Annotated in this window: 24 protein-coding genes; 13 read left to right on the top strand and 11 right to left on the bottom strand. The window is 39.8% G+C overall.

Going from position 1 to position 24,002, the window contains the following annotated elements; genetic code table 11:
* Positions 1-53 precede the first annotated feature (53 nt).
* Positions 54-182 carry a hypothetical protein gene (locus ACTWP7_RS05840; protein ID WP_443122382.1) on the top strand — a complete coding sequence of 43 codons (129 nt, stop codon included), beginning with the start codon at positions 54-56 and terminating at the stop codon, positions 180-182.
* Between the two features lie 132 nt (positions 183-314).
* Here the strand turns inward: ACTWP7_RS05840 and ACTWP7_RS05835 are convergent, their stop codons facing one another.
* Together ACTWP7_RS05835 and ACTWP7_RS05830 are read right to left on the bottom strand one after the other, a co-directional pair.
* Positions 315-1,355 carry an AbrB family transcriptional regulator gene (locus ACTWP7_RS05835; protein ID WP_443122381.1) on the bottom strand — a complete coding sequence of 347 codons (1,041 nt, stop codon included), beginning with the start codon at positions 1,353-1,355 and terminating at the stop codon, positions 315-317.
* Between the two features lie 393 nt (positions 1,356-1,748).
* Positions 1,749-1,937, bottom strand: a complete 189-nt coding sequence (locus ACTWP7_RS05830; RefSeq protein WP_443122380.1) for a Spo0E family sporulation regulatory protein-aspartic acid phosphatase — start codon at positions 1,935-1,937, stop codon at positions 1,749-1,751.
* Positions 1,938-2,291: 354 nt separating this feature from the next.
* Here ACTWP7_RS05830 and ACTWP7_RS05825 point away from each other — a divergent pair, with 354 nt between their 5' ends.
* Positions 2,292-5,027, top strand: a complete 2,736-nt coding sequence (locus tag ACTWP7_RS05825; protein ID WP_443122379.1) for a pullulanase — start codon at positions 2,292-2,294, stop codon at positions 5,025-5,027.
* Positions 5,028-5,161: 134 nt separating this feature from the next.
* Positions 5,162-6,187 (top strand): LacI family DNA-binding transcriptional regulator, encoded by a 1,026-nt coding sequence (locus tag ACTWP7_RS05820; protein WP_443122378.1) that lies wholly within the window; start codon positions 5,162-5,164, stop codon positions 6,185-6,187.
* A 46-nt stretch (positions 6,188-6,233) separates the two neighbouring features.
* On the opposite strand, the gene ACTWP7_RS05815 is transcribed toward ACTWP7_RS05820, so the two are convergent.
* Positions 6,234-6,416 carry a small acid-soluble spore protein H gene (locus ACTWP7_RS05815; protein ID WP_443122377.1) on the bottom strand — a complete coding sequence of 61 codons (183 nt, stop codon included), beginning with the start codon at positions 6,414-6,416 and terminating at the stop codon, positions 6,234-6,236.
* A gap of 204 nt (positions 6,417-6,620) precedes the next feature.
* On the opposite strand from ACTWP7_RS05815, the gene ACTWP7_RS05810 reads away from it, so the two are divergent.
* Positions 6,621-6,806, top strand: a complete 186-nt coding sequence (locus ACTWP7_RS05810; RefSeq protein WP_443122376.1) for a hypothetical protein — start codon at positions 6,621-6,623, stop codon at positions 6,804-6,806.
* 404 nt (positions 6,807-7,210) lie between these two features.
* Positions 7,211-7,399: a hypothetical protein gene (locus ACTWP7_RS05805; protein WP_443122375.1), complete on the top strand. Its 189-nt coding sequence runs from the start codon at positions 7,211-7,213 to the stop codon at positions 7,397-7,399.
* A 72-nt stretch (positions 7,400-7,471) separates the two neighbouring features.
* Here ACTWP7_RS05805 and ACTWP7_RS05800 read toward each other — a convergent pair whose 3' ends face one another.
* The 6 genes from ACTWP7_RS05800 to pflB all read right to left on the bottom strand — a co-directional run bounded on the left by ACTWP7_RS05800 (position 7,472) and on the right by pflB (position 14,109).
* Entirely contained in the window at positions 7,472-8,122 is a 651-nt protein-coding gene (locus ACTWP7_RS05800; protein WP_443122374.1) for a LysE family translocator, read from the bottom strand.
* 684 nt (positions 8,123-8,806) lie between these two features.
* Positions 8,807-9,229, bottom strand: coding sequence for a hypothetical protein (locus ACTWP7_RS05795; protein ID WP_014643209.1), 423 nt, complete (start codon positions 9,227-9,229; stop codon positions 8,807-8,809).
* Positions 9,230-9,576: 347 nt separating this feature from the next.
* Positions 9,577-9,783: a hypothetical protein gene (locus ACTWP7_RS05790; RefSeq protein WP_443122373.1), complete on the bottom strand. Its 207-nt coding sequence runs from the start codon at positions 9,781-9,783 to the stop codon at positions 9,577-9,579.
* Positions 9,784-10,020: 237 nt separating this feature from the next.
* On the bottom strand, positions 10,021-10,755 hold the full coding sequence (gene pflA, locus ACTWP7_RS05785; protein ID WP_443122372.1) for a pyruvate formate-lyase-activating protein: 735 nt from the start codon (positions 10,753-10,755) through the stop codon (positions 10,021-10,023).
* Between the two features lie 31 nt (positions 10,756-10,786).
* Complete coding sequence (adhP, locus tag ACTWP7_RS05780) at positions 10,787-11,800, bottom strand: alcohol dehydrogenase AdhP (protein WP_443122446.1); 1,014 nt, start codon at positions 11,798-11,800, stop codon at positions 10,787-10,789.
* A gap of 56 nt (positions 11,801-11,856) precedes the next feature.
* On the bottom strand, positions 11,857-14,109 hold the full coding sequence (gene pflB / locus ACTWP7_RS05775; protein ID WP_443122371.1) for a formate C-acetyltransferase: 2,253 nt from the start codon (positions 14,107-14,109) through the stop codon (positions 11,857-11,859).
* Between the two features lie 288 nt (positions 14,110-14,397).
* Between pflB and ACTWP7_RS05770 the strand changes: the two genes are divergently transcribed.
* From ACTWP7_RS05770 to ACTWP7_RS05755, 4 genes are all read left to right on the top strand, one after another.
* Positions 14,398-14,913 carry a GrpB family protein gene (locus ACTWP7_RS05770; protein WP_443122370.1) on the top strand — a complete coding sequence of 172 codons (516 nt, stop codon included), beginning with the start codon at positions 14,398-14,400 and terminating at the stop codon, positions 14,911-14,913.
* Positions 14,914-15,003: 90 nt separating this feature from the next.
* Positions 15,004-15,780 carry an SDR family NAD(P)-dependent oxidoreductase gene (locus ACTWP7_RS05765; protein WP_443122369.1) on the top strand — a complete coding sequence of 259 codons (777 nt, stop codon included), beginning with the start codon at positions 15,004-15,006 and terminating at the stop codon, positions 15,778-15,780.
* Between the two features lie 389 nt (positions 15,781-16,169).
* Complete coding sequence (locus tag ACTWP7_RS05760; protein WP_443122368.1) at positions 16,170-16,508, top strand: hypothetical protein; 339 nt, start codon at positions 16,170-16,172, stop codon at positions 16,506-16,508.
* A complete protein-coding gene (locus tag ACTWP7_RS05755; protein ID WP_443122367.1) occupies positions 16,483-17,478 on the top strand; it encodes a hypothetical protein in 996 nt (331 codons plus the stop codon). Before ACTWP7_RS05760 ends, ACTWP7_RS05755 begins: the two co-directional genes overlap by 26 nt.
* 56 nt (positions 17,479-17,534) lie before the next feature.
* Here the strand turns inward: ACTWP7_RS05755 and ACTWP7_RS05750 are convergent, their stop codons facing one another.
* Both ACTWP7_RS05750 and ACTWP7_RS05745 read right to left on the bottom strand, forming a co-directional pair.
* On the bottom strand, positions 17,535-17,672 hold the full coding sequence (locus tag ACTWP7_RS05750; protein ID WP_443122366.1) for a hypothetical protein: 138 nt from the start codon (positions 17,670-17,672) through the stop codon (positions 17,535-17,537).
* A 143-nt stretch (positions 17,673-17,815) separates the two neighbouring features.
* The gene (locus ACTWP7_RS05745) at positions 17,816-18,163 is read right to left on the bottom strand and encodes a hypothetical protein (protein ID WP_014643218.1); all 348 of its coding nucleotides are present in this window, start codon (positions 18,161-18,163) and stop codon (positions 17,816-17,818) included.
* 200 nt (positions 18,164-18,363) lie between these two features.
* Here ACTWP7_RS05745 and ACTWP7_RS05740 point away from each other — a divergent pair, with 200 nt between their 5' ends.
* From ACTWP7_RS05740 to ACTWP7_RS05725, 4 genes are all read left to right on the top strand, one after another.
* Positions 18,364-18,975 carry a TetR/AcrR family transcriptional regulator gene (locus tag ACTWP7_RS05740; protein WP_443122365.1) on the top strand — a complete coding sequence of 204 codons (612 nt, stop codon included), beginning with the start codon at positions 18,364-18,366 and terminating at the stop codon, positions 18,973-18,975.
* Positions 18,976-19,008: 33 nt separating this feature from the next.
* Positions 19,009-20,463 carry an MDR family MFS transporter gene (locus ACTWP7_RS05735; RefSeq protein WP_443122364.1) on the top strand — a complete coding sequence of 485 codons (1,455 nt, stop codon included), beginning with the start codon at positions 19,009-19,011 and terminating at the stop codon, positions 20,461-20,463.
* A gap of 227 nt (positions 20,464-20,690) precedes the next feature.
* Entirely contained in the window at positions 20,691-22,205 is a 1,515-nt protein-coding gene (locus ACTWP7_RS05730) for an acyl-CoA carboxylase subunit beta (RefSeq protein ID WP_443122363.1), read from the top strand.
* A 15-nt stretch (positions 22,206-22,220) separates the two neighbouring features.
* A complete protein-coding gene (locus ACTWP7_RS05725) occupies positions 22,221-23,846 on the top strand; it encodes a class I adenylate-forming enzyme family protein (RefSeq protein WP_443122362.1) in 1,626 nt (541 codons plus the stop codon).
* The last annotated feature ends 156 nt before the right edge of the window (positions 23,847-24,002 follow it).

Raw genomic sequence — 24,002 nt, 5'->3', positions numbered from 1 at the left:
TTAATAGGATAGAAACAGCTAAAACCCTTAAACTACGTAAAGAGGGGATGGATGTGAAAAAACGAGAGGATAAACCTAAAAATCATAAATCGTCCTATTCAAATGAAGTTGTAGTGGAAGCGGGGATGAAGTCAGACAAGTCTCTTTCAAACGAACGCTATGAATGGGATTCTGTTTATTAACAAGAAAGGTTAGAAACGGCAAACGAGTATCTCGGAGAAAAGGAACTAAAGCAGACCCTTACTAACTCTTGAATGTAAAAAAATGGAGGACCTGGCCCTCCATTTTTTTACATTCGACACTTATAGATGGTCTTAATCTTTTTTTACCAGAAACGGAACGAGCATTGGAATAATTAAAATGATAACCAGCAATCGAATAACCTGCATGGCAGCTACAATACTTGCGTCTAAATTAAGGGAAGATGCGACGGATGCCATCTGTGGGGCGCCTGCGGGTACAATGGCTATTAAGCTGGTTATAAAGTCAAGTGGCGTCAAAATATAAAATACAAAGGTGATGACAAAAGTAAGTAAGAAGAAGGCCAGTAGTACAGCCAGGCTCATCCAGCCAATCTGTTTAATTTCTAACAGCGATTCCCTATCAAAGCGGGAACCAATGATCACTCCAAGTAAAACCATCCCTGCGCCAACCATCAGATTTGGCATAGAGGGCAAGGGCTGCACCAACGTAATGAACAAAAATCCTAACACAATGGAATATAAGAAAGGAGCAATAGGAATTGCCCATTTCCGTGCCAGTAATAGAGTTAAAACTGTAAGCAGTAAGTAAAATAAAATAGCAGTCCACATAGACAGGCTGCTTTCATTTCCAGTGGCTAAGTTTGTTCCTTGAGCATCTGTAGTAGATATAAAGGACGTCATAAAACCAGCGACAATTGGAATAGTAGAGACAAGCATCATAATCCTTACCGTTTGAAAAGCAGCCACCATGCTCATGTTCGCATTATATTCTCTACTCAGAGCCATCATTACGGAAGCTCCAGCTGGTAAGCAGCAGAACAAGGCTGTTTTCTCATCAAGGTTCGAATATTTGGCAAGGAGCTTACCTAAGAACCAGCTTGCTGCAAGTAGCGTAACCAGTGTTAAAGCTAGTGGCAGCAAGTAGTTGGCAGCTTCTTGAAACATCGAAACTTGAATACTTAAGCTGATGCTTATCCCAATAACGGCAAGAGAAAGATTAAACAAATAATTGGGATAGCTAACCTCATTAATGAACAGACGATAGAAAGCACCCACGAGCATAGCTCCAAGCAGCCATCCCGCTGGTGCACTCATTAAGTCAAATAGATAACCGGCTGCAAAACCAGCAAGTAATAATAGCAGTCTCTTCATGCTCACAACACCTAATTTGTAATCGGTAAAAAATAAAAGCATCTATTCAAAAGGTTTGAATAGACGCCGCAATTTTAACTCATTAAAGCTTAGCACAAGAGGACAAAGGGTGCATTGAAACTGCTCAATTAAAAGGAAAACATCCAATTTCCTGAATATGATCACAAATAGTAAATATGATCATATTAATCTATAAAGCAGGTGACGTGACCAATGGAATTTTTGTAAATGAACAAGAGCATTACTTATCCGAAATGTTAGACAGTAGAATTATGAAAAATATGGATCGGATTAAGCTATGAAGTTATGAGTGTTAAAGCTGTGTTAAGTCATTGATAATAGTCTATATTCACGTAAGTCTTAGCGGTTGCTATATCAAGAACTTCTAAGCTTTTATATAAGGATAGGGAGCAGAAGGAAAACAAATTTACAATTACTCTTGATCTTTACCATTTTGTTTAGTAAATCGTCCAGGTGCTGAGAGATGTTAACAACTTTATTGTAATCCTCACCTTGATTGTAAGTTTCATACATATATTTTCTTGTTTCTTCAATTTTAGTTTGTAAATCTTCTTTATTCATCGATAATGCCTCCTAAATACATTGGCATATAATATACATAGAACAAATTAACATTTAATGGTTTTTATATGCATTATGTTCAGAAAAAAATTCATTGAATTATCATATTTTACATTTATAACGTATCAAGTACAAGATGATAAACATCAAATAGAAATGAGAAAATATGTTTAGGTAATTGTGCCAATCTTTTCTAAAAATTGTCACAATAACTTAAAAATTTACCAATTTATGTTATGGTTTTTATTGAAAACGTTTTAATTAGCGTTTCCATTTTTTTATCGTCATGGTTAAACGTTTAATCAATAAGTTGTTTAAAATTTTTAGGTTTCTAAAATTTAAGGAGGGGTAAATTTGAGTAAATTGCAATGTTTTATTGTTGGAGGGATTTGTTTCTTTATGTTTCTATTAATGAGTTTTTTTCCCACACCATCCTTTGCAGGTGGAGAAGATATGAGCGAATCAATCATTCCTGAGGATCATATCAGAGTGCATTATAAACGTATGGATGAAGAGTATAAAGACTGGGGCCTGCACTTATGGAATCAAGATGATCAGAACCCCGCGATCAATTACGCTGTAGATTGGGGTAACCCCGTACTTTTTGAGAACAGTTCCGATTGGGGAGCTTATGCTGACATACCGGTAGAAAATATCGAAAATGGACTTAATTTTATCGTACATAAAGGTGATGATAAGGACACACCTGGAGACAGAAGCTTTCCAAGTTCAGGTGAAAGAGAATTCTGGCTTGTTCAGGGTGACGCCGATGTGTATGAAGAACAACCGGAAATTTCTACAGAACTGACTTATGCTGAAATTACAGACGATCATCAAGTAGAAGTTCATTTAAGTAATGTACCGGCTGACTGGACAAAAGGGGATTTTTCAATTGAGCAGCCCGATGGCACGCCATTAACGATCGAAGAGGTTCAGGTGGAAGGTCAAACGGCTCAATTAACTATTAAGCAAGTCCTGGAGGTAACGAAAGCCTACACGGTAAAGTTCAATGATCAGGAAACAGAAGTGAAGGCGTCCTGGCAATTGATTGATAAGAAATTTTCCTATGACGGAAACGATCTTGGAGCTACCCTTTACAAAGATGGATCAACTAAACTCAAAGTATGGTCTCCTGTAGCTGAACAGGTATCGGTTACTCTCTACGATAAACAGGACCAGAATGATGTTGTACAAAAGTCAGTCCCTATGACTAAAGGTGAAAAAGGGGTCTTTGAAGTAACCCTAAATGAGCAGAACACTGGAGTTCAAGATTTAACTGGTTATTACTACCAGTATGAAGTGGAAGCATTCGGTGAGACCAGGACAGCACTTGATCCTTACGCCAAGTCGATGGCTGCCTCCAGAGATGATGATGAAGACACAGTAGGTAAAGCGGCAATAGTAGATCCTTCATCTATTGGTCCGAAGCTTAACTACGCTAAAATTAAAGGATTTGAAAAAAGAGAGGATGCCATTATCTGGGAAGCGCATGTACGGGATATTACCTCGGACCCGGATCTTGAATCTGAGCTGGATAGCCAATTTGGCACGTTTGAAGCATTTGGTGAAAAGTTAGATTACTTGAAGGAATTAGGTGTAACGCACATACAGCTTCTTCCCGTCATGAAATATTATTTTGGCGATGAATTTGAAGCTGATGAACGGGAACTGGAGTATTCTTCAAAGGACAATAACTATAACTGGGGCTATGACCCCCACAGCTACTTCTCGCTGACAGGGATGTATTCTGAACGTCCTACAGACCCTGAAGCCCGTATTGCAGAATTTAAAGAATTGGTAAAAGAAATTCATAAACATAAAATGGGTGTAGTATTGGATGTCGTTTATAACCATACAGCCAAGGTAAGTATCCTCGAGGATCTGGTCCCAGATTATTATCATTTTATGGATGAAGAAGGGAACGCTAAAATCGGTTATGGCGGCGGTAAAGTCGGCACAACCCATGCGATGTCCAGAAAACTTATGGTAGATTCCATAAAATACTGGGTTGACGAATTTAAGATTGATGGTTTTCGATTTGATTTAATGGGTGATCTGGATGCAGAAAGCGTCCAAAAAGCTTACGATGAAGCCAAACAAATCAACCCGGATATCCTCATGCTTGGGGAAGGATGGCGCACGTTTGTAGGAGATGGAAGTCCAGAGAATGAAGTTACGCCCGCTGATCAGGATTGGATGGACGAGACTAACGGCGCAGCGGTTTTTTCAGATGAAATAAGAAATGAGTTAAAATCCGGATTTGGCAGTGAAGGTGAACCTAGGTTCATAACCGGAGGCGCCAGAGATATTGACACGATTTTTAACAATATTAAAGCCCAGCCTGGAAATGTGTCAGAAGATGATCCGGGAGATATCGTTCAATATATTGCGGCCCATGATAATTTACCGCTGCATGATGTGATTGCCCAATCCATTAAAAAAGATCCTGCAGAACACGAAGAAGAGATTCAGAAAAGGATCCGAATTGGTAACTCTATGATTTTAACAAGTCAAGGCATCTCTTTCCTTCATGCTGGTCAAGAATACGGAAGAACAAAGCAATGGAAGGGAGACGGCGTGCCAGAGGAAAAGTCCACTTATATGGTAGATGAAAATGGTAAACCGTTTGATAACCCTTACTTCATACACGATTCCTATGATTCTTCTGATGCAGTCAACATGTTTGACTGGGATAAAGTTAAGGAAGAAGGAATTCATAAAGAAACCATGGAATACACGAAAGGTTTGATTGAGCTTAGAAAATCCACTAATGCTTTCCGTTTAGGTACGGAGAAGCTGGTAAATGAAAATGTAAGCTTAATCAAAGCACCTGAAATAGAATCCTCTGACCTTCTGATTGGCTACAGGAATGAGTCCACAGATCATACAGGCACCTACTACGTTTTCATAAACGCGGATAGCGAGAAACGTTCGCTATCGCTTGAAGAAGATCTTAGAAAAGAAAAGGTTCTGGTGGATAGAGACGAAGCAGGTACGAAAAAAGTAAAAGACCCGTCTGGTTTTACACTGGATAAAGACAGCATCACGCTAGAGCCTCTGACGACCGTAGTGGTTAAAGTGAAAAACTAATCTGATTACCCCCTCAGCGAATTCCAGAGGGGGTTTTTTTGATTCTTACTGGCAAAATCGATACGAAACGACTCCAAGATATGCTACTATTTAAAACATAATAAATGATTAGTTCCATGCGGAGGTTTCCAAACGTGCTGCCAAAAGAAGTAACGATCAAGTACATTGCAGAGAAAGCGAATGTTTCGATAGCTACGGTATCCAATGTGATTAATGATAAAGGAAGAGTATCCGAAAAAACGGCTGAACGAGTTCGCTCGGTCATTCAGCAATACCAATATCAAGGTAATTTAGCCGCAAAAAATTTGCGGACGAACAAATCATATTTATTCGGTGTGGTGGTTTCTGTCACTCAGCCTGAACGAAAACTTAAAGATAATCCATTCTACTGGGAATTGATCTCAGGAATTGAAGCAGAAGCAAGCGGTTATGAATTTTCCATCGTATTGAAGGGTATCGATTCAGCTGAGGAATTATCGGCATTTATTAATCAAAGAAACCTCGATGGTGTGATTATCGTTGGAGCTGAAGAGAACTCCTCTTTTGTAAAAGTAGCTGAGGAATCCAATATTCCAGCTGTTTATATCGATAGTTATCTAGAGGATGTAAGTTTGTATCAGGTGCGTATTGATGACAAACTAGGAGGCGCCGCTGCTGCTAAGCATCTACTTGAACTAGGACATCGAAAGGTAGCCCTTCTGTCAGGGAAGCTAACCTATAATTCGGTCAACCACTTTAGGTGGGAGGGTTGCAAAGAAGAATTATCAGCCTTCGACAGTTATGATGAATCACTTCTGATCGAAACAGATACTTCAGCCGAAGGTGGCTATGCAGTGGCCGATGATTTGATCGAGAAATTCCCGGAGATCACAGCGGTAATATGCTTCTCCGATATTACTGCTCTCGGCTTATACAAGCGTCTGAATGAAAAAGGGTATGAGATACCGAAAGATCTTTCCATTACTGGGTTTGATGGAGTTTATTTTACTAACTTCATGATACCGAAGCTTACTACAGTTAAGCAGGATGTAAGTAAGAAGGGGGTAACTGCAGTGAATTTGCTTTTTGAACAGATAAAAAGCAACGCATGGCCGGTTGAGAATCGCCGAATCTCACTCCCGGTTTACCTGGTGGAAGGAGAAAGCACGGCCCCTCTTTAATAAATCAAAGAGCACCCTTCATTATGCAGAAGGATGCTCTTTTAGTTTAGATCAGTTCTTGCAATTCATTAAGCGAAACTTCCAACTCATTTTCTGGCTGGTCGATCGGGTAAATTCGCGCTGTGCCATTTGTTTCATCCACATGCTGGATGTATATTGGCTGATTATTAAAGGTAACTTGAGCCATTACCGGAGATAAAGCTATTTGCTGGGCACGTTGTTTGTTCATTTGGCAGCACAACCTCCTTTTTGATAGCTTGTGCAGGCAGGGGAAGACTATTCTTTAAGGAAAGGACAGGTTACAACACCCTAGGGGTCGTAGCTTAGCCTGAAAAAATTTCATAAAAGTAAGAGAGCATTGAAACGGTTTAACTAATGATTCGTAAAGGAAAAGAGAAACAGAATAAATTATTAATTAGTAGGAGTCGGTTAGATGGAAAATCGTAAGTTTATGTATTGGCTGGGTGTAGTTCCTATTGTCTCGTGGCTACTTTATTTTCTAGGGTATTCGAATAAATATAAAACGGAAAAAATTGTGGAAGCTGTTATTCTGATTGTTATTTTGAACGTAGTTTATTATATTTCAGTAATGCTTTACTTTAAGCTTCTGAAACGATAAGGGGGATGGGGGTGTCTGGACTTGCTAAGGCTTCATTTAGTTTGTGTTTCATAACATTTTTCTTCGTTAGTATAGCCTCCGTCTTTTTTTATACAATATCATGGATTTCCTATGGGCTCATTATTTTAGTTATTCCTGTTTCGCTCGCGGGTATTATTTTGGCTGCTCAAGGACTTTTTAAGGATAAAGAAAGAGTGAACAAAGTTGTGCACGGATTATGTTTTCTCTTATTATCTTTATTGTTCCTAATTCCGGTAGTTCTTAGGTTAGTGATGAATATAAGTCCATAATTTAATGCTTATTTAAGTTAAATATTCTCTAATTTTATCAGGAGCGGACAGGTTAACTTAACGTCGTATACTTTGAAGATTTTAGAAGAAATCTTTTTAAAAAGGAGAAGTTTTATGAAAAAGTTATTATCTTATATTTCAGCTTTGTTCGGAGTTTTCTATATTGTATCATTCGTCTATGCGATCCTTGAATATGGAGAAATCAGGGTGCTTGACCTTGCTGCTATCATCATTTTGTTCTGGGCTTCCTCACTGCTTAGACGAAAACACTTTTCTGGCCAAGAGGTAAATGCTCGAGAGTAGGTTACCGATCCGATCTATTCTTTAAAATTCTAAAAAGTCCTAAGTGTTGTGAGCATAAATTATAAGGCTGACTTAGGTTATGAAGGGAAGGATAGATACGACCGCTTTATAGGCAAAATAAATTCCTAACCCCATTAAAAATAGACTCGAACATACAGATATCGCTCTCAATATTCGTGGTTTCAGAATACCTTTGCTAAAATGAACGGTAAGCGCTAAATTTAAATTCCATAATCCTACTCCAATAAATATGGCACTGCTTATATAGAAAGCTTTTATTACATTATCTTCTTGAAAAGTTTCACTTAAAGCAGAACCATAGATCCCAAGCCAGAACAGGATATTTAATGGATTAAAAGCTGCCAGGGATAGACCGGTTAGGTAAGGGCCAAGGAGTCCTATGCGTAAATCTTTTTCCCTGTTAGATGAAACGGTAATATCATCGTTTTTGCTAAAGAGGCTTTGGAACCCAGTATAAGTTAAGACAAGAGCGCCAAGGACTAATAGAAAGACTTGAACTGAACCTAAAGTTAAGTATTCGGATAATCCCTTATACATCAGAAACATAAGTGTTAGGTCAGCTGTCATTCCTCCTGCTCCTACAAATAGGGAGGGCCAGAATCCCTGGTAAATTCCCCTTCTGATAATTTCTAAATTTATCGGTCCAATAGGAGCGGCAATCGATAAACCAAGAAAGATTTGTCTGATCAATAGTAAAAACATGGCATGTCCTCCTTCTTTACATTAAATGAAAGAACCATGTAATTTAGAAGGATTAAAAGTGGTGGTCAACACATCTTTTTTGAGAATTAATCGGACGAACAGTAAAAGGATGGAGAATTCTTTAAAAGTAGGCTCTATTAAACTTCCGTATTGATTTTAAGGTAAAGCTCCCGTTTGTTGAAGACTCAGTTTCGAGATAATCGGGGCCCGTTACGTTAAATGGAGAAGTGCTGGTGGGGAAATAACTCGCTTTCCTATGGGGGAACGGTGAGCTTCCTCGCTCGTTTCACTCCTGCGGGATCTCATCTAGTTCCTTCTTCCATGGGAGTCTCGCCATTTTTCCACCAACCCAGCCATTTCTTATGAACGGACCTTGCTATAGGAGATAGAAGCCATGCTGCATCTGCTTCCAATGCTTATATAACAGGGTTTCTACAGCTAAACACACGTAAAGACCAGTGTGAATCATAGATGATCCTTGTTCATTGGAAGGCATTTATGCATAGAATTTTGAGCCCCTTCTCCACCCAATAACTCGAAACTGAGTCTTCAACTATCCGGCCCTATTGCGTAATAAGCCTCATATGAAAAATGCATAATAAACTAAACAGAGCTTAAAATAAAAAAGGTTTTCACAAGTTTAAATATACTCGTGAAAACCTTTTTGTATTTATCGGGATGAAATTACAGACCTTTAATAAGCATTTTGTCCAATTCACGAACTTGATCGTAAGACTCAACAAGTTCTTCGGGCACAAGGGTTCTTCCATAATCCCAGGCATTGGTTTCTATGATGGATTTTAATTCTGCAATTTCTTCATCGCCACCGTACATGAGTGTTCTCAGGTCGTGTTTGTGTTTCTTAAAAGTAAGGTAGTAGCCAATCTCGTGATAAAGAATAATTTTAACAAGATTTTCTTCGCTCTCTTTTATTTTAACCTTACTCATATAACCATTTACTTCCAGGTAATGAAAGCGGATAGTATTTGTAGAAACATTGTAACTCATTGGTGCTGAGAGACTATTGTTAGATTCGTAGTTTATATCTAAGCGATGCTGCTCTAAAGTAGTTTTAATGATTTCCTCGATATCCCATATGTATAGCATTTTGTTCACCACAACCCTTTCAAGTCATATTTCGATTCACTATATAAAATTTACCCTATAATTTCTTAATATAATCGAAATTCGTATCAATTGAAACTATGACAGATCTCATCCGAAAATTCAAAGTACAGCTATTCTAAAGGTTCTTTTCTGAAGACTAAACGCTAAGGACTAATAATGACTCCATGAAGGAAATAAAAATTTTAGATATTATCATATAAAAAAAGCCTGTTATCCGTTATTGGATAACAGGCTTTAGTAGTAAACAACTTAGGTGACCCAACCATGTAAGAATCATCCTAGATCCTACATATTTAATTAACTTGCTCATACTCAGAAGAATGATTCTAAGGAGAATTCGTTTCCTTCTTCATCTTGGTTAAGTCTAATTTGTAAAAAATGGTAACAGGTTGTTTCAACAGGTTGACTACCTCTTCAAAAAAGTCTCCTAACTGTCTTGAAGGGTCATGGTCTAACGAGTGAAACGCAGTGGATTTAATCCACCCATAATTGAGCGTAGTTTCGGACTCGACCTTAGTTTGGGCTGATTGCATCCTTTACACAGGAAATGTGTTCCCTTTACTGTCAGTCTGAGTCAAGGTTCGCTTGGAAACGAACTCGCGATGGTTGAGCCACCTAAGTTGTTTAAGTTTTTTCTTATCTTCTTTACACTTTTATTATACCACTACTTCAGTAATCTTGAAAAGGTAATTTGTGTCGTATTTGTTAACGTTTACATTAGCTTGAGAAAACGAAGCAGAATCCAGGCAGGCGGGAACCTGCTTCGCTGGTTAGTGAGAGATATGATTTAAAATCTGACGAGCATAGGTCACGTGCTCTTGAGAGGGAGGTTCAATTCCGTCCAGCTTATATGGCAGCCCTAGCTCCCTCCATTTATAGACTCCCATAAGATGGTAAGGAAGAACTTCAACCTTTTCTACATTGGATAGTGTTTGAATGAAATCAGCTAAGCCATGTAAATATTCCTCCTGGTCATTAATCGTAGGGACCAGTACATGCCGAATCCAAACGGGTACTTGATTCTCAGATAAATAGGTGGCAAAATCCAGAATATGGGCGTTGGAAAGCCCTGTTAAATCTTTGTGCCGTTCTTGGTGAATATGTTTCAAGTCAAGCAGCACCAGGTCGGTATAGGTAAGTATTTCATCCAGTTTCTTAAGAAACTGGGGAGAACGATTAAAGCAGCCTCCTGAAGTATCAATGGCTGTATGGACATTCATCTTTTTCAACTCTTTAAATAGTTCGGCTAAAAAATCAATTTGAAGCAATGGTTCTCCTCCGCTCACTGTCACACCTCCTCCGGTAGCCTTGAAAAAGGGGAGGAAATCCTTAATATCCTGAAGGATTTCCTGGACAGTCATTTCTTTTCCACTCCTTATCTTCCAAGTATCAGGATTGTGACAGTACTGACATCTAAGCAGACAGCCTTGAGTGAAAATAATGTAACGGAGGCCGGGTCCATCAACAGCTCCACAAGTTTCTATAGAATGAATACGTCCGCTCATGGGATCAGCCTCCTTTCCAGAAATGGGGTGGTTAATCGTTCACTAATACAATTCTTCCATTGATTTTACCTGCTTCAAGCTCAGCAAAAATTTCATTAATATCTTCTAATCTTTTTGTCTCAACGATAGTTTTTACTTTTCCTTCAGCTGCAAACTGTAAAGTCTCTTGTAAATCCTTTCTGGTTCCGACAATGGATCCTTCAATACTGACTCCATTTAACACCGTATCGAATATTGGAACTTCCATCGTTTCCGGAGGCAGTCCAACCGCTACGCATTTACCACCACGTTTAACTGCCCTGTAGGCCTCACCGAAGGCTTGTTTAGAAACAGCCGTACAGATAGAAGCCTGGACGCCTCCGATTTCGCGTTGGATAAACTCTGCAGAGTCCTCAGTTAGGGGGTTAATGGTCCTATTTGCACCTAATTGCTGTGCCAATTCCAATTTTTCATCAAACGGATCAACGGCTATAACGTTAAATCCCATAGCCTTGGCGTATTGAACAGCTACATGTCCAAGGCCGCCAATTCCATAAATGGCTACCCAATCTCCAGGTTTGGCATCTCCTACCTTTAAAGCCTTGTAAGTGGTCACCCCAGCACAGAATAGAGGAGCAGCTTCAACGTAAGTCAAATTATCTGGAATTTTGACAATGTAATCTGCATGAGCGAGACAGTACTCAGCATAACTGCCATCAACAGAATATCCTGCATTCTGTTGATCTTTACAAAGTGTTTCACGTCCTGAAAGGCAGTATTCACAATGTCCGCATGCGGAATAAAGCCACGGGATACCTACCCGATCGCCAACTTTTACATGGGTGACACCGGGTCCGGCCTCTACAATCTCTCCGACGCCTTCATGGCCGGGGATTAAGGGAAGGTTTGGCTTTACTGGCCAATCTCCATGGGCTGCATGTAAGTCTGTATGACATACTCCACTGGCTTTAACTTTCACCAGTACTTGGCCATGTTCGACTTTGGGTACAGGTACATCCTGCATTTCTAAATCTTGTTTAAAATCATGCACAACAGCTGCCTTCATTGTATGGTTGAAGTGGGGCATTTTGTTTCCTCCTTATGAGCTCATTCACATTATTTTTATAAGCTGTTATGAAAAGTGCGGGAGATAACATCCTGCTGCTGCTCCCGGGTTAGTTTGATAAAGTTGACAGCATATCCCGAAACGCGAACGGTAAGCTGTGGATATAGTTCAGGATGATCCATCGCATCCATAAGCGTTTCCTTATTAAAGACGTTCACGTTTAAATGGTGGCCACCTTTTATGATATAACCGTCAAGCAAGCCCGCGAGATTAGAGTATTGTGTGTCTTCTTCTTTCCCTAAAGCATGAGGGACAATAGAAAATGTATTAGAAATACCATCGAGCGCATATTCAAACGGAAGCTTTGCGACTGAGCTTAAAGAAGCAAGTGATCCGTGAGAATCCCGTCCGTGAAGAGGGTTTGCTCCTGGAGCAAAGGGTTCGCCTGCTTTGCGACCGTCTGGTGTACTTCCGGTCAGTTTACCGTAAACGACATTGGAAGTAATGGTTAAGATGGACTGAGTCGGTTCAGCTTTTCTATAGGTGTGATGAGTTTTAATTTTATTCATAAACTGCTTTGTTAGACTCACGGCAATTTGATCCACACGGTCATCATTATTTCCATATTGGGGATAGTCCCCTTCGACAACATAATCGACTGCCACTCCTTGTTCATCGCGTATCACTTTTACTTTTGAGTATTTAATTGCACTTAAAGCATCAGCTACTACGGATAAACCTGCGATACCGCAAGCCATTGTACGGTGGACATCACGGTCGTGAAGCGCCATTTCGATACGTTCGTAGCTGTATTTATCATGCATGTAGTGAATAACATTCAACGTGTTTACATAAAGTCCTGCTAACCATTCAAGTATGTTATTGAACCTTGACATTACTTCATCATAATCCAAGTACTCTGTAGTGATCGGTTTGTAAGGAGGAGCAACTTGGATTTTTAATCGTTCATCGATCCCACCGTTAATGGCATAAAGCAGGGCTTTAGCAAGATTTGCCCGGGCTCCGAAAAATTGCATTTGCTTGCCAATTGCCATAGGCGAAACACAACAGGCAATACCGTAATCGTCACCGTACCGTTCTCTCATTACATCGTCATTTTCATATTGAATAGAACTCGTCTGAACCGACATTTTTGCACAATATTTTTTAAAGTGTTCTGGCAGTCTTACTGACCAAAGAACAGTTAAATTCGGTTCAGGTGCCGCTCCTAAATTGGTTAACGTATGCAGAAATCGATAAGAATTTTTCGTAACTAGAGGCCGTCCATCAAGCGTAACACCCGCTAATGATTCCGTTACCCAGGTTGGATCTCCGCTAAATAATTCATTATACTCAGGAGTTCTCGAAAACTTCACAAGCCGGAGCTTCATTATAAAATGGTCTACAAGTTCCTGGGCTTCTTGTTCAGTTAAGAGACCTTCCTCTAAGTCTCTTTCAATATAGATATCAAGAAAAGTAGATACACGTCCCAGACTCATAGCTGCACCGTTTTGTTCTTTAATCGCTGCTAGATATCCTAGATACAACCATTGGAAAGCTTCTTGAGCATTCTCAGCAGGGCGTGATATATCGAAACCATAGGCGGATCCTAGTTGTTTTAATTCCTTAAGCGCTCTAATCTGCTCGCTTGTTTCTTCGCGATCACGAATGATTTCTTCGGTCATAGTGTTTTCCATCAGTAGTAAATCCTGTTTTTTGCCTGCAATAAGACGGTCAACACCATAAAGAGCCACTCTCCGGTAATCCCCTATAATTCTCCCACGCCCATATGAATCTGGGAGACCAGTAACGATTCCAGCTTTCCTTGCAAGTTTCATTTCAGGGGTATAGGCATCAAAAACGCCTTGATTATGTGTTTTCCGATACGTGGTGAAAATGGTTTCTACTTCTTTATCCACCTGAAAACCATAAGATTCTGCTGCTGTGGAAGCCATTCGAATTCCGCCATAAGGCTGTAACGAACGTTTAAAAGGAGCGTCTGTTTGAAGACCTGTCACTTTCTCTGCGGATTTATTTAAGTAACCAGGTCCATGGGAGGTAATGGAAGATACGATTGAAGTGTCTAAATCTAAGACGCCGCCATTTTCTCTTTCCTGTTTCGATAAATCCAATACTTGATCCCATAAACTTAGAGTATCTGCTGTCGGATCTGTTAAAAAATCCTCGTTTCCCTCATAGAGGGTAAAATTCTTCATTATGAAATCACGTACATTAATTTCATCCTGCCACTTACCAACTTGAAAACTGCGCCATCGATCTCCTTTTTTCCTATCATAGAGAACCTTCATTTCAAGTAACCACCTTTCTAATTAGAAATCACATAATAGTGGTGAAATAGACTTGTGCAATAGTGAGCAATCATTTTCTTACTCTGATTATATACTAATTAATTCTATTAAGAATCTTTTTTTGCAAACGTTCTCAAAATGTTCAATTCTATTTTTGAAGAAGGTATAAGAATAGGTCCCAGTGAACTTTTTGAAACATAAAAAAGTTAATGCTTTATAATGAAACTGGACATCAACCGATGTTTTGTAAACAATCATGTATATACATAGGGATGGAGGGATGGTCTGGTGAGGAGGGTGCAAGTCAACTTATATGATGAAACATGGCCTCTCAGATATGAAGCAGAAAGAAAAAAATTAGAGCGGATCTTTCAATCTGAATTAATCGATATTTTTCACATCGGCAGTACGTCTGTTGCAGGTCTAAAAGCAAAGCCTGTAATTGACATCATGCTGATCGTTAAAGATATAGCATGGGTTGATCAGCGTAACCAGCAAATGAGAATGATAAATTACAAGCCCAAGGGAGAGCATGGAATGACAGGCCGTAGATTTTTTCAAATAGGAGGGAATCAGCGAACGCATCATGTGCATGTGTTTGAGCAGGGAGACTCGAATGTTACCCGCCACCTTGCATTTCGAGATTATCTTCGTTCCCATTCAGAAGTAAGAAAAGAGTATGGAAACTTAAAGCAACGTTTAGCCATGCAGTTTCCTAATGATTTGGATTCATATATAGAAGGTAAATCACAATTTGCGAGCGAGATAGAAAAGAAAGCTCTGGAATGGTGTGAGTCTAACTAATTTGAATGACAATTTTATAGCACGTGGTAGGAGTTTACTTATGATCCCCTTAAGGAAAACAAAAAGATACAGCAATATCCCCAATGAGGAGTGATCTATATTAATTTATTTTCAAATAAAGGAAAAGTAGCAATCGTAACAGGTGGAGGAAGCGGCATTGGCTGGGTAATGGCTGAGACGCTAGCCGAAAGCAGCGCCATTGTTGTTCTGCTCGGAAGAACGAAAGAGAAATTAGAAATAGCGGCAAGGAAAATAGAAGAGAAAACCGGGGTTCGTATAGACTTAATGGTCTGCGATGTGACGGATAATGAATCGATTAAAATGACAATTGAGAAAATAAATAAGGAGTACGGTCAGATTGACATCTTAGTAAATAATGCCGGCACCACCTCACAAGGAACGGTTCATACACTTAGTGAAAATGATTGGAATCATGTGATGGATACGAATTTGAAGTCTGTATTCTTCATGAGTCAGGCCGTTGCTCCTTATATGAAAGAACAAGAGTATGGTCGGATTATTAATACGGCCTCTGTAGCCGGCGACGTGAGTTTGTACTTCAGTTCTGTCTACGGAACTAGTAAAGCAGGCGTCATTCACCTGACCAAACAACTGGCTGGTGAATTAGCGGGGAGTAACATTACAGTGAATGCGATTAGCCCCTGGTTCTTCAAAACAGATTTTAATCGTGAAAAATTGGAGAATGATGAATTTAGATCTATGATTGAAAACAGGACTCCTATGAAGCGACTTGGTCAGTTAGAGGAACTCAAAACATCAATTCTCTACTTTACTTCAAGAGGATCCAGTTATACGACAGGCCAGAATATGTTTATCGATGGAGGCATGACAACCTTCGGCTTGTAAAATTATGTTTTTATAGAACTGGAAGGATTACTATCCTAGTTTTTTGACGTCCTTAAAAAACTACTCCATTAGTATTTTACATTTATTGTATATAGTTTGGTTAAACATTCATGCTGATTTTTCATAAGAGGCTTATGTACTGGAGTGCCCCTATCCAGAAAGTCAATATACATGCCGATGGTAAGCGATCCGTTATCTCAGATACGATTTATTACTTGAAAGTTACGAAACTGGGTATTCAACAGTAACAGATTCATTAAAAAGCCAGCACGTAAATGTAATTGAACCAATTAGAATGGAAAATATAAAATGTTTGAGGTAAAATAAGTATATGTTAGAAAATTCTGATATTAATTTCATAACTAACTATTTAAGAGAGGAAGCGGGGTATGGGCTTACGTATGTTTACATGCGTGGTGGTTTGTTTCGTGGTTCTGTTTGGGTTTTACGGAGAGAGTTCAGAGGCAGCTGAAACTACGAGCTACTTTGTAGATAAGGAAAAACTGCCATTTGATGCACCTAATGGAATAGAAACAGATAGGTATTGGGGTGTACATAACGGAGCAGGTTATAGAATTGAAGTCCCTAAAAAGTGGAATGGGGAGCTCGTTCTTTACGCTCATGGGTATCGAAATGCAGAGGTTAAAGAGTTAACAGTAGATAATCCAGAAAATTTAAGGAAATACCTTCTGGAAAAAGGGTATGCGTGGGGGGGCATCCAGCTATAGCACCAATGGTTATGATGTGAAACAGGGAGTCATGGACACCCATGCTCTTGGGAAGTTCTTCAACGGAAAAATCGCGAAGCCGAAGCGCACTTATATAGTGGGACATTCTATGGGGGGACACATTACAGGGGTTCTAATTGAGCAATTTCGCAATGAGTACGATGGAGCAATGCCTATGTGTGGTGTAATGGGGGATAACGAATTATTTGACTTTTTTGCAGATTTTAATCTTGCTTCCCAGGTCCTAGCAGGAATAGACCCTATTTTCCCAGCGGAAGAAAACTATCAAACCAGTGTAGTTCCTAAAATAAAACAAACAATCGGTCTTAATACAGGTTTACTCACTTCAGAAGGAGAAATGCTTCAAGATCTTACGATGTATTTATCAGGCGGTGAACGGCCCTTGTTCGATCTTGCGTTTTCGAACTGGGATAATTTTCTATTCATCCTATACCGTTCAGACTTCTCCTATGGAACACCAGGCAATATCATCGATAATACAGATTCTACCTATCAACTTGATTCCAATCCATCATTATCGGTGGAAGAGATGTACTTAGCTGAGAAGATACCTGAGATTACTGCTGATCCTCAAGCCCGAAATAAGAATGGTCTGTCAAAAATACCCAGAATATCAGGGGAACTTCATCAGCCTGTACTTACACTTCATACTTTAGGTGATCTATTTGTACCTTTCTCTATGGAACAGTTATATGCTGAGAAAGTAGCTGCAAATGGAGATTCAGATTTACTTGTTAGCAGGGCTGTTCGAGCTGTAGGTCACTGCGAGTTTACTCCAGCAGAAGAAACAGAAGCTTTTGCTGATTTAACAGATTGGGTTGAAAACGGGATAAAACCTGAAGGTGATGGTATATTGGATCCGGAAGTGGTTAGTCAGGCTGATTTTGGAATAAAGTTCACGAATCCTATACGTATGTATGACCCGCTATTCTCATTAAATGAAGAATAATTTCAAAAAACAGTCAGCATAATGCTGACTGTTTTTTTATCGAAAGAGAATGATGTTTAGATCTCATTATCCATGTTCGTTAAATCTGAAAGACCTTTTTTATCTCTGGATCCTCGACCATTCATCACGCTGTATGCTGCAAAGCCAATACCAATTGAACCGAGCAGCGGCCACCATTGTACATTTCTTCTCATTAAACTCAACTCTCCTCTTTAACACTTGGCTTTTTAAGCCTTTCCTATTATGAGTAGGGCAGGCTTGACTTATGTGTGGGAACTTTTCTCATACCCAAGGAGAGATATTGAATACGTGAACACGTTGTACAAAGAATCTGCACTTATTGATCGCGTCTTTCTTCAGAAGGCTCTTCATCTACGTCTGGTTCTTCCTCATCCATATTAAAAGGAGTGTCTCTTTCACCAGGCTCCCTTACATCACGGGGATCTGCTCCCATGTCTGGTCCGCGATTCTCGTTCATACGATTCTCATCCATACGACCGTTATCCATACGGTCATCCATACGATCGTAATTCATACGGTTTTGATTGTCTCCATAACGCATTGGGTCGTAATTTACGTCCTCAGGCTGGTTATTCATCTGATTATCGTCGTCCATTGCACAAGCAGTTAGAAGTCCAGTAGACATAACGATAGACAACGCTAATAACATTAATTTCTTTTTCATGTCGTAACCTCCTTTTCTCAATTAGTTTGAAGCATATTTAATATCTGCACATTCACCCATTTTTACTCGTAACTTTGATGAAAACTATATGAATATGAGTCCTTACAGTCCGCTTCTTGACATATGACAATGTGTCACTTATAGTGGCTCTTGTGCTGAATGTGACATGGTGTCATTTTATTGAGTAAGGAGTTAGATGAATGCCTAAACAAACCTTTTTTAATTTGAACGATGATAAAAAAAATAGGCTGGTTGAAGCTGCGCGGGAAGAGTTCTCACGTGTGTCTTTATACGAGGCTTCTATCGCCAGTATTCTAAAGAGAGCTGAGATTCCACGAGGGAGTTTTTATCAATATTTTAGGGATAAGGAAGATGCTTTTTTCTATTTGTTAAATGAGCATGCTGAAGAACGTCATAAGAATTTCATTGAAAATTTAAAGGCGTTTAACGGAGATCTGTTTCAAGCGATGACAGAGGTTTATAAAACGGTTTTCCAATTCTCAAGAGAAAACGGGAATAGTAATTTTATCAGGAATGTACTAATGAATATGAATTACAAAATTGAACATGCGTTTACAAAAAATTTAACGAAGCAGAATATTGAACACCGTTTCCAGGATATTTATCAACTCGTAGATATGGAAGCTCTTCATGTTTCTAATGAAAAAGAATTTTATCATCTCATGCAGATTCTCATTGCGGTAACGTTTCATAATTTAGTTCATTGTGTATCCAATGAATTCTCAGAGACAGAAGCGCTGGATAAATATATTTCTGAACTCAGTTTATTAAAAAAAGGACTTGTTAAATAATCGTCATCTATTGAATGGAAAGAAGGAAATTATATGTCTAATCAACAAGAAACAGGACCGGAAAATATAAATAAAGTTCCATTGATTATCGTACTTCTCTCTGGTGCTTTTGCTGCAATATTAAATCAGACGTTACTAGGAACGGCTTTGCCTCATATAATGAGGGATTTGAACTTGGAAGCCAGTACAGCTCAGTGGCTGACATCCATTTTTATGCTGGTAAATGGGGTCATGATTCCGGTCACTGCTTTTCTCATTGAACGTTTTACCACTAGAAAGTTATTCCTTACAGCGATGGGTTTATTTGCAGCTGGAACGCTGGTGTGTGCAGCAGCCCCCAATTTCTCTATATTAATGCTGGGGCGAATTATCCAGGCTTCTGGGGCTGGAATTATTATCCCGCTCATGCAAACCATTTTGTTCCTCATATTCCCTGTTGAAAAACGCGGGTCAGCAATGGGAATGTTCGGACTAGTGATCTCATTCGCTCCAGCCATCGGACCTACTCTATCCGGCTGGCTGGTCGAACAGTTCCCATGGAGAAGTTTATTTTTTGTGATATTGCCAATTGTAATCATTGATTTTATTCTAGCTTACTTCATATTAAAAAATGTAACCAAGCAGTCATATCCGAAACTGGATGTATCCTCCATTATTCTTTCCTCTTTAGGGTTTGGAGGACTATTATACGGATTCAGTGTGGCCGGCACAAACGGATGGGGGAGTCAGCAGGTACTTATATCCATGGTAGTTGGTGCCGTTACATTGACGATGTTTATCCTTCGTCAGTTTAAGTTGAAACAGCCGATTCTTGAATTCAGGGTATTTAAGTTCAATATATTTACGCTTACGACAGCACTCGGGATGGTTGTATTTATCGCCATGATTGGAGCTGCCACCGTGCTGCCGATTCTGATGCAGGATATGCTGGGCTATAGTGCACTCGAATCGGGACTGGTGCTCCTGCCAGGAGCCTTAATTATGGGATTTATGAATCCAATTACAGGTAGACTTTTCGATAAGTTTGGTGCAAGATGGCTTGCTATCATTGGACTGTTTATTCTCACCGTTACAACATTTATGTTTGCAGATTTAACACCGCAAACGTCTCTAACCTATTTAACAGTGATTAACGCGGTACGCATGCTAGGTGTAGCAATGGTGATGATGCCGGTAACAACGGCTGGTTTAAACCAGCTTCCATCACGCTTAATTGCTCATGGTACAGCAATGAATAATACAATGCGTCAGGTTTCAGGTGCAGTAGGAACAGCACTTTTAGTCACAGTAATGACGACAGCGGCGCGTCCCGGAGAAGGAGTAGAGGGACTTGTTCATGGGGTTAATGTTTCATTCATTGTAGCAGGGATCTCGGCCATCATAGGTCTTGTTCTTTCCTTCTTTATAAAAAATCCTAAGCGGGACAAGGAAGACCACAATGAAACCACAACGAATGAAAGTGAACAGGATGTTGCACAAAGCTCATAGTTATTTAAAAAAGCGCAGATTCGGTTCTGCGCTTTTTTAAATCAAGCGAATTAGTGAATCCTACCTTGCTTTTATGGTAAGTAGATACGTAAACGCTCATAACTTAAAAAACAAAAATCAACTATATTGAATTTTCAGAAAAGTGTATTTATACTTGAGTTAGTGTTATTGTGCATTTTTTAAATCTTACATACCTACTGGTCAGTATTTACAAAAAGGAGGAAGCTATGGAAAGAAATACAGAAATACTTAGAGAGAAAAAGAGGAAAGCCCAGGAACATCGAGGGAAAAAACAGACGCCTTATAGTGCGAGAGAAAGAATTGATCTGCTTGCCGATCAAGGATCTTTTCTTGAATTAGGAGCTTTGGCTCATTCTCCGGTTTCTGGAATGGAGGAACGCACCCCTGCTGATGGTCTGATTGGAGGAATTATCCGCGTCGATGGGAGAGAGGCGGTTGTACAGGCGATGGATATATCGGTATTGTCTGGCACGGAAGGGGAAGTTCACCTTAGAAAAAATGAATTCTTTCACTCTTATGCAAAAAAAAGAAGACTTCCACTTTTTAATTTATGTGAAGGCGGAGGCTTAAGAATGCCTGATGGAATGGGCTCTGACGGAATCAGCGATAAGCTGTTTCCTTCCAGTCTGTTAGACCATGGCCGTGAAAGTCCAATTATGACAGCGATTCTGGGAGAAAGTTACGGCGGTCCGACGTGGATGGCTGTGACGTCAGATTTTGTTACACAAGTAAGAGGGGCAAGCATGGCTGTTGCTGGTCCACGTATGCTGGAGATTGCAAGTGGAGAAGAGATGTCCGCTGAGGAGCTCGGGGGTCCGGATATGCATGCCGTTTATACGGGGCAGATTGATCATATTGCTGAAGATGAAAAAGAAGCCATTGCAGCACTAAGAAGATTTTTCAGTTATATGCCTTCAAACGCTGATGAAACACCTCCCCGGAATCCACCCATCGATTCTGCTATGGAGCACTGCAATTTGGAAGAAACTGTACCTTCAAATTTAAGGCGGGCTTACGATATGCAATTACTCATTATAGGTTTATTTGATAAAGATTCATTCATGAATTTTCGATCCTTTTATGGTAAAGCTTTGATGACTGGACTGGCTCGATTAAACGGTCGTGTAACAGGAGTGATTGCAAGTCAGCCTCTGCATATGGCAGGGGCATCAGGACCTGAGGAATGTGATAAAGCCGTGGACTTTATCTGCCTCTGTGATTCTTATCATATTCCACTCATTTTTCTTCACGATACACCTGGATTTAGAATCAGCAGTCGCGCTGAAAAACAGAAAATGCCTGCAAAAATTATGAATTGGAATACAGCTTTAGCCAAATCAACGATACCTAAATTTTCAATCATTATCCGAAAGAGCATAGGAGCTGCGTATGGAAATATGTGTGGACCAGGAATGGGTGCAGATGTTGTAGCAGCTTGGCCATCAGCTGAAATAAATTTCACGGGTCCGGAAGTAGGGATTAATGTCGTATATGGAAAGCACATAAGAAAGGCTGAGCGACCTGAAAAAGAAAGATCTAAATACCTTGAGCAATGGAACTTTGATAGTTCCCCCTATAAGGCTGCAGGGAAATTCTTATTAGAAGATATTATTGAGCCAAACCAGACACGCTCTTTTTTAATACGGTTTCTAGAATCGTCAGGAGCTTCAGGCGATTTAAAAAGTAAAAGGCGACTGGCTGACTGGCCTATGTCTCATTGAGGAGGGATGGAAGTTATGAAAGAACACTTAAAATCATCCGCAGGCGCAAAGCTGTACAGTAGAGGGAAAAAACCTTTATTTCATTATCTACAGCAGCATGCAGAAGAACGGCCTGAAGATCCTGCGTACTTCTACTATGGAAGCAGTATAACGTGGCGGGATTTATTCAATCAGGTTCAAAAAGTGGCAGGATTCTTACGGCAAGCGGGCTTTGAAAAAGGAGATAGAATAGGATTATTTATGCAAAATAGTCCCCAGTACATTATTGGTCATTACGCCATCCAGTATATTGGAGCTGTGGTCTGTCCGCTTAACCCTATGTATAAAGCTAATGAGCTTGAATATCTAATTAAAGAAGTTGATATGTCAGGTATGTTTGCGGGAGAGGAGCTCCTGCCGGAAGTACGTAAGGTAAATGAACATTTAAAGCGTATTATTGTAATTCGTTATAAAGACTTGATTCCTGATACTTCCAGTTGGACGATTCCAAAAGATCTTAATAGTCCGGCTCTTGAACTTAATCCTAACGAAACAATGTGGGAAGAGATTATGCAGGAATCTCAATCATTGACCTATCCGGAAGATGTAAAGCTTGAAGACACAGCTCTGCTTGCCTTTACATCTGGCACAACCGGCCGTCCAAAGGCAGCCATGTTAACTTATGAAAATGCGTTGTACAAAACAGCAGCGGCTGTACAGGTTAATCAAGTAGATGAAAAAGAAACATGGCTTGCTGTCATGCCGCTATGCCATATCGCAGGGATGGTTATGGGGGTTAACATTCCTGTATACACTGGCGCGCCATGTGTATTGTTTGCTCGTTTCGATCCCATCTCGGTATTAAAAGCCCTTCGTGAGTACTGCGTTACCGTATGGTATAGTATTGTGCCGATGAATGATGCTATTTTGTCAATTGCCGAAGAGAATCAATTGGAGGACTTGAAGCTGAATCTATGTACTAGTTTTGGCATGCCGGTTACAGAGAACTTAGCTGAGAGATGGAAGGTAGTCGCACCTAACTGCAAGTTATTTGAAGCTTCATATGGGTTAAGTGAAACCCACACGGTAGATACCTATATGCCACAGGACAACATCAAATTCGGTTCTGTTGGTGTCCCGATCAGGGGGACCTCGATCGAGATTTGTGATCCAGCAACTGGTCAGGTACAGAGTGCTGGAAAATCCGGCGAGATTGTTATTCAAAGTCCGGGAGTATTTAAAGGTTACTGGGGAAGGCCGGAAGCTACAGCTGAAAGTCTTTCCGATGGGTGGCTGCGTACAGGAGATATTGGCTATTTGGATGGTGAGGGATATTTGTATTTTCAAGGGCGCATAAAAGAAATGATTAAATCGTCAGGTTTTAGCATATTTCCTGAGGATGTCGAAGCTTTACTGAAAGAACATCCGGCTATAGGACAGGTTGCTGTGATCGGCGTTCCTGACGAACATAAAGGGGAAGTTGTGAAAGCTTTTGTTATACCTAAGCCAGAGATATTAATTAACGAAAGTGATTTAAAATTCTGGGCTAAAGACAACATGGCTGCTTACAAGATACCTATGTACGTGGAATTTCGTAACTCGCTTCCTCAAACCGGTTCCGGTAAAATTCTAAGAAGAGTTCTGAAGGATCAACAGAATTAAAGCATGTACAAAGATGAAATATGCAGTCTTAACGGCATGTTATGCTGCTTTCACTCCAGTTTTCAAATTTCTAAGATGTTTCGATTTGATAAATAAAGGATATATTACGCTATACGAAAGATATAAATTTATTTTATTAATCATAAATTGAAAGAT

It is taken from the genome of Halobacillus sp. B29 (assembly GCF_052246755.1).
GTDB classification, from domain to species: domain Bacteria; phylum Bacillota; class Bacilli; order Bacillales; family Halobacillaceae; genus Halobacillus; species Halobacillus halophilus.
The sequence above is the reverse complement of the archived record's forward strand: the minus strand, read 5'-3'. Positions and strand labels throughout refer to the sequence as shown.